The sequence below is a fragment of the Acuticoccus mangrovi genome (genome assembly GCF_016411865.1).
Taxonomy (GTDB): domain Bacteria; phylum Pseudomonadota; class Alphaproteobacteria; order Rhizobiales; family Amorphaceae; genus Acuticoccus; species Acuticoccus mangrovi.
The window spans coordinates 165,597-178,630 of the sequence record NZ_JAEKJA010000015.1; the positions used below are offsets into that span (position 1 = coordinate 165,597).

At 66.8% G+C, this 13,034-nt stretch carries 11 protein-coding genes; 1 reads left to right on the forward strand and 10 read right to left on the reverse strand.

The annotated features are described in order from the left end of the window. Nucleotides 1-18 precede the first annotated feature (18 nt). The 10 genes from JCR33_RS17260 to JCR33_RS17305 all read right to left on the reverse strand — a co-directional run bounded on the left by JCR33_RS17260 (nt 19) and on the right by JCR33_RS17305 (nt 11,669). Nucleotides 19-1,695 carry a ribonuclease J gene (locus JCR33_RS17260; protein WP_198883358.1) on the reverse strand — a complete coding sequence of 559 codons (1,677 nt, stop codon included), beginning with the start codon at nt 1,693-1,695 and terminating at the stop codon, nt 19-21. Beyond that, nucleotides 1,688-2,482 (reverse strand): biotin--[acetyl-CoA-carboxylase] ligase, encoded by a 795-nt coding sequence (locus JCR33_RS17265; protein ID WP_198883359.1) that lies wholly within the window; start codon nt 2,480-2,482, stop codon nt 1,688-1,690. The genes JCR33_RS17260 and JCR33_RS17265 overlap by 8 nt, the downstream gene beginning before the upstream one ends. Beyond that, entirely contained in the window at nt 2,428-3,876 is a 1,449-nt protein-coding gene (gene nuoN, locus JCR33_RS17270) for an NADH-quinone oxidoreductase subunit NuoN (RefSeq protein ID WP_198883360.1), read from the reverse strand. Before nuoN ends, JCR33_RS17265 begins: the two co-directional genes overlap by 55 nt. Next, a complete protein-coding gene (locus JCR33_RS17275) occupies nt 3,873-5,588 on the reverse strand; it encodes an NADH-quinone oxidoreductase subunit M (RefSeq protein WP_198883361.1) in 1,716 nt (571 codons plus the stop codon). Before JCR33_RS17275 ends, nuoN begins: the two co-directional genes overlap by 4 nt. After that, complete coding sequence (gene nuoL / locus JCR33_RS17280) at nt 5,588-7,525, reverse strand: NADH-quinone oxidoreductase subunit L (RefSeq protein ID WP_198883362.1); 1,938 nt, start codon at nt 7,523-7,525, stop codon at nt 5,588-5,590. The genes JCR33_RS17275 and nuoL overlap by 1 nt, the downstream gene beginning before the upstream one ends. Before the next feature lie 6 nt (nt 7,526-7,531). Beyond that, nucleotides 7,532-7,837 (reverse strand): NADH-quinone oxidoreductase subunit NuoK, encoded by a 306-nt coding sequence (gene nuoK / locus JCR33_RS17285; protein WP_198883363.1) that lies wholly within the window; start codon nt 7,835-7,837, stop codon nt 7,532-7,534. After that, nucleotides 7,834-8,454, reverse strand: a complete 621-nt coding sequence (locus JCR33_RS17290) for an NADH-quinone oxidoreductase subunit J (RefSeq protein ID WP_198883364.1) — start codon at nt 8,452-8,454, stop codon at nt 7,834-7,836. Before JCR33_RS17290 ends, nuoK begins: the two co-directional genes overlap by 4 nt. A gap of 158 nt (nt 8,455-8,612) precedes the next feature. Beyond that, nucleotides 8,613-9,473, reverse strand: coding sequence for an ABC transporter permease (locus tag JCR33_RS17295; RefSeq protein ID WP_198883365.1), 861 nt, complete (start codon nt 9,471-9,473; stop codon nt 8,613-8,615). After that, the gene (locus tag JCR33_RS17300; protein WP_198883366.1) at nt 9,470-10,192 is read right to left on the reverse strand and encodes an ion transporter; all 723 of its coding nucleotides are present in this window, start codon (nt 10,190-10,192) and stop codon (nt 9,470-9,472) included. Before JCR33_RS17300 ends, JCR33_RS17295 begins: the two co-directional genes overlap by 4 nt. Before the next feature lie 211 nt (nt 10,193-10,403). After that, nucleotides 10,404-11,669, reverse strand: a complete 1,266-nt coding sequence (locus JCR33_RS17305; protein WP_198883367.1) for an ABC transporter substrate-binding protein — start codon at nt 11,667-11,669, stop codon at nt 10,404-10,406. A gap of 255 nt (nt 11,670-11,924) precedes the next feature. Here JCR33_RS17305 and JCR33_RS17310 point away from each other — a divergent pair, with 255 nt between their 5' ends. After that, nucleotides 11,925-12,947, forward strand: a complete 1,023-nt coding sequence (locus tag JCR33_RS17310; protein ID WP_198883368.1) for a Tim44 domain-containing protein — start codon at nt 11,925-11,927, stop codon at nt 12,945-12,947. Nucleotides 12,948-13,034: the final 87 nt, after the last annotated feature.

Genomic DNA, 13,034 nt, shown 5'->3' on the forward strand with positions numbered 1-13,034 from the left:
GCCCCTCCCTGTGTCCGCCTACCTCTCCGTGGCGACGAAGACGTGGCAGATCGGTTTCTTGCCCCAGCGCTGAGACATATGCGAGCGAATCGCCCGGCGGGAGGCCTGGGCCACGACGTCGCGGTCGCGCCGGCGGTGCCGCGGGATGCTCTCCACCGCCGCCGCCACCTCGTCGACGAGCAGCTCGCGGAAGGTCTCGCCGTCGTCGTCCCGGCTCGGGATGCCGATGAGCACCAGCTCCGGGTCGTCGGCGAGCTCGAAGCGCCCATCGAGCGTCACGAGCGCGGTGACCACGCCGGCGAACGCCAGCGACCGGCGTTCGCGCACGTTGGCCGCATCCGGATGGCGCAGGAGCTTACCGTCGAGCAGCAGCACGTCGACGGCAACCTGATCCACCACCTCGGCGGGATCGGGCGCGAGGCGAACCATCTTGCCGTTGCCCGTCATCACCACTTCGGGGATGCCGCTGGCGCGGGCGAGCGCGGCCTGGGCGGCGAGATGCATCGGCTCCCCGTGGACCGGCACCAGCACCCTGGGGCGCAGCCAGCGGTAAAGCTCCACGAGCTCGTCGCGCCGGGGATGGCCGGAGGTGTGGACGAGGCCGTCGGCATCCGTCACCACCTCGATCCCCTGTAGGGCGAGGCCGTTGATGATCTGGTTCACCGCCTTCTCGTTGCCCGGAATGGTGCGTGAGGAGAACACCACTCGGTCGCCGGGCGAGAGGGCGACGCGGGGGTGCTCGTCGCTCGCGATGCGCGCGAGGGCGGCGCGGTCCTCGCCCTGGCTGCCAGTGAGGAGCAGCAGCACCTTCTCGCGCGGAAGATGGCCGAAATCGTCCTCCGAAAGGGTCGCGGGCAGACCGTCCATGAAACCGCACTCGGCGGCGACGGCGATCACGCGGCGCATCGCCCGCCCCATCACCACCACGTGCCGGTCGGCCGCCATCGCCGCCTCCAGAATGGCGCGGATACGGGCGACGTTGGAGGAGAAGGCGGTCACGGCGACCCGGTGCGGCGCGCCGGCGACCACCTCCTTCAGCCCCTCGGCCACATCGTGCTCGGAGGGCGAGCGGCCGGGGCGCATGGCGTTGGTGGAGTCGCACAGGAGCGCCAGCACCCCCCGATCGCCGATCGCCTTGAGACGATCGGTGTCGATGGGGCGGCCGATGCCGGGCGTCGGGTCGATCTTCCAGTCGCCGGAGTGCATCACCGTGCCGAAGGGGGTGGTGATCGCCAGCGCGTTGGGCTCGGGAATGGAGTGGGAAACGGGCACGAGCTCGACCTGGAAGGGCCCGAGCTCCAACGTCTCGCCCTGCTCCACCACGCGCACGTCGGGGCTGTTCTGCCGGCCGTTCTCGATGGCCTTGGCGCGCAACAGTCCCGCGGTGAAGCGGGTCGCGTAGACCGGCACCTCGAGGCGCGGCCACAGCTCCAGGAGCGCGCCGTAGTGGTCCTCGTGGGCGTGGGTGATCACGATACCGAGGAGGTCGTGCTTTTCCTCCTCGATGAAATCGATGTCGGGAAACACCAGGTCGACGCCCGGCGTTGTTCGCGGATCGGCGAAGCTGATGCCGCAATCCACCATCAGCCACTTCCGGTCATGCACCGGGCCAAATCCGTAAAGGCCCAGATTCATGCCGATTTCGCCGACCCCGCCGAGCGGCAGGAACACCAGCTCGCTGCCGGCTTCACTCATAGCTACTCCGTACGAAAACATCGCCTGCGGCGATCGGCTCCCTGCTGCCGTCCCGGTCCAGGATCAGCCGGCCACTGTCATCGAGACCGACGAAGCGGCCCTCGCGCGTCTCGTCGTCGAACCGTACGGCGACCTCGCCGCCGATCCCGACGGACCGGGCGAGCCATCGCTCACGCATCGCGGTGAGCCCGCCCGGCCGGGACAGTATATCGATCGTCGCGTCGAGAATGGGGCAGAGCGCAATCCATACATCCTCCGGCGTGGCTTGGGGATGATGCGCGCAAAGGTTGGTCGCAGCAACGTCTTCCGGATGGTGGGCGATGTTCACTCCGATGCCGATGACGACGCGCCGGCGGTGAGGCTCGGCCGCGCTCATGCGCGCCTCGATGAGGATGCCGCAAACCTTGCGGCCCTCGATGAGAACGTCGTTCGGCCACTTCAGTTGCGGCGAGAGGCCGGTCGTCTCCTCGATGGCGTCCGCCACGGCGACGGCCACCGCCAGCGGCAGGAAGCCGAACGCGTCGCCCGAGAGCGTCGTCGACGTCGCAAACGAAGCATAGAGATTGCCGGCTTCGGAGACCCAGGGCCGGCCGCGTCGGCCGCGGCCAGACAGCTGGCGCTCGGCGATCACCCACACCGGACGGCCGTCCTCGACGAGGCGTTGCATCGCCTCGTCGTTGGTGGAGCCCACGTCGCCGAGACGGATGACCGCCGGCGACCGGGCCTCCCCGCTCACAAAAGCAGGCTCTTCGCGGCGGTCAGCGCGGCCGACAGGATCGGCGTCCACACGAGGAAGAAGAAGACGGTGAACCCGCTCGCGACCGCCAGCACCACCCGCAGTTCCGCGGCCATCGGCTCGAAGCGGTCCTTCGGCTCGTCGAACATCATCACCTTGATGATGCGCAGGTAGTAGAAAGCCGCCACCGCCGAGGACAGCGCGCCGATGACTGCGAGCGGCAGAAGGTCGGCCTCCACCGCGGCGAGGAAGACGTAGAGCTTGCCCCAGAAGCCCACCAGCGGCGGAATGCCCGCGAGGGAGAAGAGCAGCGCCGTGAAGGCGACCGCCATCCAGGGCTTGGTGCGGATGAGGCCGGAGAGGTCGGCGATATCCTCCACCATCCCCTCGTCGGCGCGGCGCATGGACAGGATGCAGGCGAAGGAGCCCAGCGTCATCACGAGGTAGATGGTCATGTAGACCACCACGCCGAGAATGCCCTGCTCGGTGCCCGCGGCGATGCCGATCAGCGCGTAGCCCACGTGACCGATGGACGAATAGGCCATCAGCCGCTTGATGTTGGTCTGCCCGATGGCGGCGAACGCGCCGAGCAGCATCGAGGCGATGGACAGGAAGATGACGATCTGCTGCCACTGGATCATCGCCGGCTCGAACGCGTCGGACACGACGCGGACGAACAGCGCCATCGCGGCGATCTTCGGCGCCGACGCCATGAACGCGGTGACCGGGCTCGGCGCTCCCTCGTAGACGTCCGGCGTCCACATGTGGAACGGCACCGCCGACACCTTGAAGGCGAGGCCGGCGAGCACGAACACGATGCCGAAGACGATGCCGAGACCCACGCCCTCCGCGCCGATCGCAGCGGCGATGCCGGCGAACTGGGTGGAGCCGGTGAAGCCGTAGATCAGACTGATGCCGTAGAGCAGCATGCCCGACGACAGCGCGCCGAGGACGAAATATTTGAGGCCCGCCTCCGTGGAGCGCACCGAGTCGCGGTTGATCGAGACGGCGACGTAGATCGCCAGCGACTGCAGCTCCAGCCCGAGATAGAGGGCGATGGTGTCGTCGGCGGAGATCATCAGCATCATGCCGACGGTCGCGAGCAGCAGGATCACCGGATATTCGAACCGCGAGAAGGCCTGGTGGCGGGCGTAGCCCATCGTCATCGCCACCGTCACCGCCGCTGCGATCAGGGTGAGGATCTTCATGTAGCGGGCGAAGGCGTCGAGCACGAAGGCGCCCTCGAAGGTGGTGCGGTCGGTGGGCATGAAGCCGAGCACCGCGGCGCATCCGAGCATCGCCACGATGGTGAGGACGCTGATCGTCGGGGTGACGTCTTCCTTGTCGAAGGCGCCGATCATCAGGAAGGCGATGGCGGCGATCGCGAGGATCAGCTCCGGCAGGAGCGGAAAGAGGGACGGAAGGGCGTGCGCGTCAGCCATCATTCACTCGCGGGCGTCTGTTCGGAGGCCGCGTCGGGCTCCCCGTGATTGTCGGCAGGCGCCGCATGATCGTCGGACGCCTCCTCTGCGTGGCCAGTCTCGCCATGGCCAGACTCGCCGTGGCCGCCGCCGGCGGGCGTCATGCCCGCGGCTTCGAGCCCCCTCTCCACCGCATCGGTGGAGGAGCCCGACACCATGGCGAATTCGGATGCGTCGATCGCCGGCCCCTTCGGCCCGCCCGTCGCCTCGGCGACGCTGCCGACCAGCGCGTTCACCGACGCGTCGGTCACGCTGAGGACGGGGTTCGGGTAGACGCCGAAGACGATGGTGAGGACGATCAGCGGCACCATGATGAACTTCTCGCGCAGCGAGAGGTCGAGCATCCGGCGCATGGATTCCTTCTCCAGCGGACCGAACACCACCCGGCGATAGAGGAACAGGGCGTAGGCTGCCGACAGGATGACGCCGGTCGTCGCCACCACGGCGGCGAGCGTCGACGTCTTGTAGGTGCCGACGAGCGTCAGGAATTCACCCACGAAGCCGGAGGTGCCGGGCAGCCCGACGTTGGCCATGGTGAACACCATGAAAGCCGTCGCGTACCAGGGCATCCGCTGGACGAGGCCGCCATAGGCGGCGATGTCGCGAGTGTGGGTGCGATCGTAGACCACGCCGACGCAGAGGAAGAGAGCCGCCGACACGATGCCGTGCGACAGCATCAGATAGATCGAGCCCTGAATGCCCTGCACGTTCATGGCGAAGATGCCCATGGTCACGAAGCCCATGTGGGCGACCGACGAATAGGCGATCAGCTTCTTCATGTCCTGCTGCACCAGCGCCGTCATGGAGGTGACGACGACGGCGATGGCCGACAGCGAGAAGACCAGCCACGCAAGGTCCGCCGACGCGTCGGGGAACATCGGCAGCGAGAAGCGCAGGAAGCCGTACCCGCCCATCTTCAGCATGATGCCTGCAAGGAGCACCGAGCCCGCGGTGGGCGCTTCGACGTGGGCGTCCGGCAGCCAGGTGTGGACCGGCCACATCGGCATCTTCACCGCGAAGGAGGCGAAGAAGGCGAACCAGAGCCACATCTGCATGTCGGTGGGGAACTGATAGTTCATCAGCTCCGGAATGGAGGTGGTGCCGGCCTGCCAGTACATCGCGATGATGGCGATGAGCATGAGGAGCGAGCCGGTCAGCGTGTAGAGGAAGAACTTGAACGTCGCGTAGATGCGCCGCGGCCCGCCCCAGGCGCCGATGATCAGGAACATCGGGATCAGGCCACCTTCGAAGAAGATGTAGAAGATCACGATGTCGAGGGCGCAGAAGACGCCGATCATCAGCGTCTCGAGCACCAGGAAGGCGACCATGTACTCGCGCACCCGGTCCGTCACCGACTTCCAGGAGGCGAGGATGCAGAACGGCATCAGGAAGGTGGTGAGGATGACGAACAGCATCGAGATGCCGTCGACGCCGAGGTGGTAGCTGACGAGGCCGGGGATCCAGTCGCGCTTTTCGACGAACTGGAAGCCGGGGTCCGACGGGTCGAACCAGATCCACAGCCCGAGCGACAGGATGAAGTTGAAGACCGTCGTGACCAGCGCGACGCGGCGGATGTTCTCCACCGCCGTGTCGTCGTTGTCGCGTACGAGGAGGATGTAGGCGACGCCGACGAGCGGCAGGAAGATCAGGATGGTGAGGAGCGGCCAATCGCTCATCAGAAGTACCCCCGATCGAGGGCGATCATCACGGTCACGAACACGGCGATCCCGGTGAGCATCACGAAGGCGTAGTGGTAGAGGTAGCCGGACTGGAAGCGATGGGCGAGCCCGGCGATGTCGCGCACCCGGGCGGCGATGCCGTCGGGGCCGAAGCCGTCGATCACCCGTCCATCCCCCTTCCAGAAGAGGCGGCCGAGGGCGCGGACGGGGCGGACGAAGATGCGGTCATAGAGCTCGTCGAAGTACCACTTGTTCAGGAAGAAGCGGTGCACCGCCGGGAAGGCCTCGATGAAGCGCTTCGGCAGCGTCGGCACCAGCATGTAGGTGACGAGCGCGACGATGAAGCCGAGCACCATGACCACCGTCGGTGCGATCACCGCCCAGCCCGGCACCTCGTGCATGGCGTGCAGCACGTGGTTGGCGGCGCTCGTGAAGATCGCCCCGTTCCAGAAGCCGCCGTCCGTCGGGTGCTCGAAGGAGTGGGCGAAGACGTAGCCGCCGACGAGCGCGCCGAGGGAGAGAACGGCGAGCGGGATCAGCATGTTGGGCGGCGACTCGTGCGCATGCTTCAGCGTGTCGGCCGAGGCGCGGCTGGTGCCGTGGAAGGTCATGAAGAGCAGGCGCCAGGAGTAGAAGGAGGTGAGCAGCGCCGCCCCCACCAGCATGATCCAGGCGTAGGTGGCGAAGGGGTTCTGGCCGACGAAGGAGGCCTCGATGATGGCGTCCTTGGAGAAGTAGCCGGCCGTGAGCGGAAAGCCCGTCAGCGCCAGCGAGCCGATCAGCATGCCCGCGTAGGTGTAGGGGATCTTCTTCCACAGTCCGCCCATGCGGCGCATGTCCTGCTCGTCGTGCATGGCGTGGATCACCGAGCCGGCACCAAGGAAGAGCAGCGCCTTGAAGAAGGCGTGGGTGAAGAGGTGGAACACGGCGATGCCGTAGGCCCCCACCCCGAGGGCGGCGAACATGTAGCCGAGCTGGGAGCAGGTGGAGTAGGCGATCACCCGCTTGATGTCGTTCTGGGCGCAGCCGATGGTGGCCGCGAACATCGCCGTGGAAGCGCCGACGAAGGTGACCACCGCGAGCGCCGTCGGCGCAAACTCGAAGAGCGGCGACATGCGCGCCACCATGAAGACGCCCGCCGTCACCATGGTGGCGGCGTGGATGAGGGCGGAGACCGGCGTCGGGCCCTCCATCGCGTCGGGCAGCCAGGTGTGGAGGCCGAGCTGGGCCGACTTGCCCATGGCGCCGACGAAGAGGAGCAGGCAGGCGAGCTCCAGCGCCGGCACCTCGAAGCCGAGGAAGCTGAACGTCATCGTCGACAGGGTCGGCGCGGCGCCGAAGATCACGTCGAACGACACCGCCCCGGTGATGGTGAAGATGGTGAAGATGCCGAGGAGGAAGCCGAAGTCGCCGACACGGTTGACGACGAAGGCCTTGATCGCCGCAGCGTTCGCCGAGTGGCGATCGTTCCAGAAGCCGATGAGGAGGTAGGAGGCGAGACCGACGCCCTCCCAGCCGAAGAACATCTGCACCAGGTTGTCGGCCGTCACCAGCATCAGCATCGCGAAGGTGAAGAGCGACAGGTAGGAGAAGAACTTCGCCTTGGCCGGATCGTGCGCCATGTAGCCGAAGGAGTAGAGGTGCACCAGCGCCGACACGGTGTTGACGACGACGAGCATCACCGCCGTCAGCGTGTCGATCCGCAGGCGCCAGGCAATCTCGAGATCACCGGAAACGATCCACTCGGCCACCGGCACCCGATCCGTCGGGGCGTCGTTGAAGCCGTAGGCGATGAACACGATCCAGGAGAGCACGGCGCAGACGAACAGCAGCGCCGTGGTCACGACCTGCGCCGTGAGCGCTCCGGTCTGCCGCCCGAAGAGGAACGCGAACAGGAAGCCGACGAGCGGCAGGAAGACGATGAGTTCCACCATCGGGGGTCAGCCCTTCAACGTATCGATGTCTTCCACCGCGATGGAGCCGCGGTTGCGGAAGAAGGCGACGAGGATCGCGAGCCCGATGGCCGCCTCGGCTGCGGCCACGGTGAGCACGAAGAGCGCGAACACCTGGCCGACGAGATCGCCGAGCGCCTCGCTGAAGGCGACGAAGTTGATGTTGACCGCGAGCAGGATGAGCTCGATCGACATCAGGATCACGATGACGTTCTTGCGATTCAGAAAAATGCCAAACACCCCGATAACAAAAAGGATGGCGGCGACCGTGAGGTAGTGTGACAGACCGATCATAGTTGCAGGCCTCGGCCGGATGCGACGTCGCGCACTTCCATGGTGTCCTCGCGCCGGCGGCTCACCTGGGCGCCGACGTCCTGCCGCTTGGCCCGGCTGGAGTGACGCAGCGTCAGGACGATGGCCCCCACCATGGCGACCAGCAGGATCAGGCCGCAGATCTGAAAGTAGAAGGCGTACTTGGTGTAGATCACGTGGCCGAGCGCCTCGGTGTTGGTCATCGCGTCGGGCGGCGGAATGGGCACGACCGGCGCGCCGGCGATGACCGGCGCGATGGTGTAGGCCCCGAGCACCAGAACAAGCTCGACGAGCAGCACCAGACCCACGGTTGCACCGACGGGGAGATACTGCATCACGCCATGCCGCAACGCAGCGAAGTCCACGTCCAGCATCATCACCACGAAGAGGAACAGCACCAGAACCGCGCCGACGTAGACCACGATCAGGATCAGCGCGAGGAACTCGGCCCCGGTGAGCATGAACAGGCCCGCCCCGTTGAGGAAGGCCAGGATCAAAAATAGGACCGAATGGACTGGATTCCGCGACGAGATGACCAACAGCGCGGAGGCCACCATCACAGCGGCGAACAGGTAGAAGAACAGCGCAACCAGGGTCATTCAGCGTCTCTCGCACGCAAGGGTTCGGGAATGCGGCGGTGGGGGGCAACCGTCGACGGCCCCCCGTCTCTTAGCGGACGCACCATCGCGCGTCCACCGCCCCTATCACCCACAACCCAGCTGTCCGCAATCTCCGCGCGCGCTTCGGCCGCAGCGGCTCAACGGGAAAGCTCCCGCCGCACGTCGACGATGCGGAAGATCAGCCCCGCGAACAGCATCACCACGGCGAGAAGCACCACCGCGTTGGCGGCCGCTCGCGGATAATTGAGGAACTGGATGTCGTTGGAGATCCCCGACGTCGCCGAGCCGGAGAGCCCGCCCGACATCACCTTCACCACGAAGAAGTCGCCCATCACCAGCGCCACCACGAACAGCGAGCCGAGGGCGATGCCGGTCTTCGAGAGGGGCAGCACCACGTTCCAGACAACGCCGAAGCGCGAGGCGCCCGCGTCGTAGGCGGCCTCGAGCAATGCCCGATCGATTCGCGCCATGGAATTGAAGATCGGCACGATCATGAAGAGCGTGAAGAGGTGCACGTAGGCGACGACGACAGCGAAGTCGGAAAACAGCAGCCAGTCGAGCGGCTGCGTGATCAGCCCGGACTGGACGAGGGCGTCGTTGATCAGCCCCTCGCGCCCGAGCACCGGCCGCCACGAGATCATGCGGATGATGTTGGAGGTCCAGAACGGCACGGTGCAGACGAGGAAGAGCGCGATCGCCGTCAGCGTGTTGCGCACCTTGAAGACCAGGAAGTAGCTGATCCAGAAGCCGATGAACATCGTGATCACCAAGGTGATCAGCGTGAACTTGATGGTCGAGAGGTAGAGGTGAAGGTTCGTCGCGTTGGTGAGGATGTCGATATAGTTGGTGAGGGTGAAGTCGGGCTGCAGGCCGACGAGCATCACGTAGCGGTAGAAGCTCACCGTCACCACCAGCGCGATGGGCAGCACCACGAACACCGCCAGCACCAGCACCAGCGGCAGGACGAGGAGATAGGGAGCCAGGGGGTTCGATTTCATTCCTCGTCCTCTTTGGAGCGCAGCGGGTCACCACTCGACAGGGCGGAGCTGACGAGCCCCGTCGGCACCGCGATGACGCCGAGGGCCAGCATCAGCATGAGACCGGTGAAGAGGCGGCCGCCGGCGGTGATCGGGTAGACGTCGCCGTAGCCCACCGTCGTGAGCGTCACCACCGCCCACCACATCGCGTCGGGGATCGAGCCGAACGCCTCCGGCTGCGCGTCGTGCTCGAAGAAGTAGATGCCCGTCGCACAGAGGTAGAGCACGATGATCGCGACGGCGGCAAACACCACGAGCTCGTCGCCGACCGTGCGCACCGCCCGGCCGAGGCGCTCCAGCGCGCGCACGTAACGCGCGAGCTTCAGGAGGCGCAGGACACGCAGCACGCGCAGTGCCCGGATCGAGCGCACGTCGTAGCCGAGGAGCAGCAGCGTCGGCAGGATGGAGATGAGGTCGATGATGCCGAAGAAGGAGAAGACGTAGCCGAGCCGTCGCGGCGCCGCGTAGAGCCGCAGGAGATATTCGGCGCTGAACACGCCGACGATCACCCACTCCTCGACGAGGAAGATCCCGTGCCAGGCCGGCCCGAACGCCGGCATCGTCTCGAGGGCGATCGTCACCACCGACACCAGGATGAGCCCTTGGAGGAAGAAGGCCACGCTGCGGCCGAAAACCGGATCCTCGCCGTCGAGGATCGCCTGAATGCGTTGTCGGCTCATCGTCGCTTCCACGATCAAAGGCGCCCGACGGCCTCCTCATCGCAGCCTCAGCAGGAGATGTTGCCCGAGCAGCTTACGATGTTGACGTCGGTGGTCACAGCCCCGCCGACCCTGACCGTCGTCGCGCCGTTCTGACAGCCGGCGAGGCCCACGACGAGCGCGGCCACGCCGACGAGGGGGAGGAGACGTCCCCTCCCCGACCGCCACCCGCTCAGGCGGCGTTGAACTCGTTCCACTTGCCGAACAACAGCGGCGCGTTGTCCATGAGATTGTTCCAAACCGCCACCTTGGAGAAGCGCTCCTCGTAGGAGCCACCGTCGCGCACGTCGCCGGCCTTGTTGGTCACCTCGCCGGTCGGGCTGGTGATCGGCGCCGTCGCGGCCTTGCCCTCGTAGAAGAAGCCCCACTCGTTCTCCGTCAAGAAGTCTTTCGCCTTCTCGGGGATCGAGATGTAGTAGCCCTGCTTGGCGATGAAGCCGCCGACCCAGCCCGACAGGTACCAGTTGAGATACTCGTAGGCCGCGTCGCGCTTGAGGCCGTCGAGGTGGCTCATCATGGCGAGGCCGTTGCCCCAGCCGCGATAGCCCTCCTTGAGCGGCTGATAGACGCAGTTCACCCCCTGGGTGCGCACCGCCGTCACCGCCGGCGACCACATCGACTGGATCACCACCTCGCCCGAGGCCATCAGGTTCACCGACTCGTCGAAGGTGTTCCACAGCGCCCGCCAGTGGCCCGCCTTCTTCAGCTCGATGAGCTTGCCCACCGTCTGGTTGATCTCGTCGGGCGTCAGGTTGCCGCGGTCGCCGTAGGTCATCTCGCCGGCGGCCTGGAGCGCCATCACCGCGTCCATGATGCCGTTGGTGGGAATGTTCTGGATCGCCGCCTTGCCGCGGAACTTGGGATCGATCAGCGAGGCCCAGGAGGACACCTCGCCGTCGATCTTGTCGGGGCGGATGCCGAGCGTGTCGGCGTTGTAGACGCTCGGCACGAAGGTCGCCCAGCCGGTGGGCCCGGTCGCGAAGGAGGTGGCGTCGGCGCTCTCGCGATACATGTACTCGAACGGCGAATCGCCCTCGCGCGACACCTCCTTGCCGGCGAAGGTGCCGTCCTTATAGAGCGGCGTCACCTGATCCCACGTCTCGATCTTCGACACGTCGATGCCCTGGGTCGTCCCCTGCGGCACGAACACCTTGGCCTGCCAGATCTCCGAATCGGCGATGTCGATGGAGGTCGGATCGTTGATCATCCGGTTGATCAGGCCCGGATGGTCGACGACGCTCATCTCCACCTTGAAGCCGAGGTCCTCGCTCGCCTTGCGGGCGATGTCGATGAGCGTCGAGTAGCTCATCCCGGTGTGGTTCAGCGTGATGTTCTTGATGTTCTGCGCCCAGACGGTGGGAAAACCCGTGACCGCCGTCGCCGCGCCGGCTGCCGCCGCGCCCTTCAGAACGCCACGCCGCGAAATCTTGTCGCCCATGCCCCGCTCCTCTTCGCATTCTTTGGATCGAGTGGATCCACCCTTTGCCCGAGGCCTGCAATATCAAGGCCATCCGGGCGTTCGAACGATGGCATTTTTCGCGCCCCGGTGAAACGGTCGAGCGGCCTCCGCGGGCGTCCATCGGACGCCTGCGCCGCGCCTTGTCGCACCCTGCAGGGGGCCGCAGCGGTGGTGGCCGGCGCGATCGCTCCCATATGACACGGTGCGATCGTCCGACGCCAAGAGAGATAAACCATGCCTTCTCGTCACCGCCTCCGCGCTCTTCTCGCGCTCGCCGTGCTCGCCACGAGCTTCACACTCGTGACCGCCGACTTCGCCGAAGCGCGACGCGGCGGCTCGTTCGGCAGCCGCGGCTACCGCACCTATTCCGCACCCGCGCCGACCCGCACCTCGCCGAGCACGGCCGCGCCCATCAACCGCTCCATGACGCCGCGTCAGACGACGGGCTCGCCCAACGCCGCCGGCGCCACGACCGCCCGGCAGACGCGCCGCGGCGGCCTGTTCGGCGGGCTCGCCGGCGGCCTTCTCGGCGGGCTGATGCTCGGCGGCCTCGTCGGCATGCTGATGGGCCACGGCCTCGGCGGCATGGCCGGCTTCTTCGGCCTCCTGCTGCAGATCGGCCTCGTGATCCTCGTCGTCTCGTTCGTGATGCGGATGTTCCGCGGCCGGCGCGAGCCGGCGTTCGCCGGCGGGCGCATGGATGCGCCCCATCAGAGCCCCTACGCCGGCTTCGGCAACGGCGGCACGGGTCCGACGCGAACCGCCGGCGGAACTCAGAGCCCCAGCGGCCTCTCCGGTCATCCGGGCGCCGACGTCGCGGACATCGACGCCGAGCCGCTGACGGCGACCGGCGCCGACGAGATCGGCATCACCGCCGACGATCTCGACGCCTTCGAGCAGCTCCTCGCCGAGATCCAGGCGGCCTATGCGCGGGAGGACTTCGCCGGCCTGCGCGCGCGCTGCACGCCCGAGATCGTCTCCTTCTTCTCCGAGGAGCTCAGCGAGAACGCCATCAACGGCGTGCGCAACGACGTGACCGACGTGCACCTCCTCCAGGGCGACCTCGCCGAGGCCTGGCGCGAGGACGACGAGGAGTATGCGACCGTCGCCATGCGCTACTCGAGCGTCGACGTCATGCGCAACCGCAACACCGGCGAGATCGTGGAGGGCGACCCCGCCCCCACCGAAACGATGGAGGTGTGGACCTTCGTCCGCCCCGTCGGCGGCGCCTGGAAGCTCTCCGCCGTCCAGGAGTAGCCCCTCACCCGCCTCGGATGCGGCGCGCGCCCGCCGCATCCCGCACGACGGATCCCCGACACTGCGCTCGCAACACCCCGGCGGCTT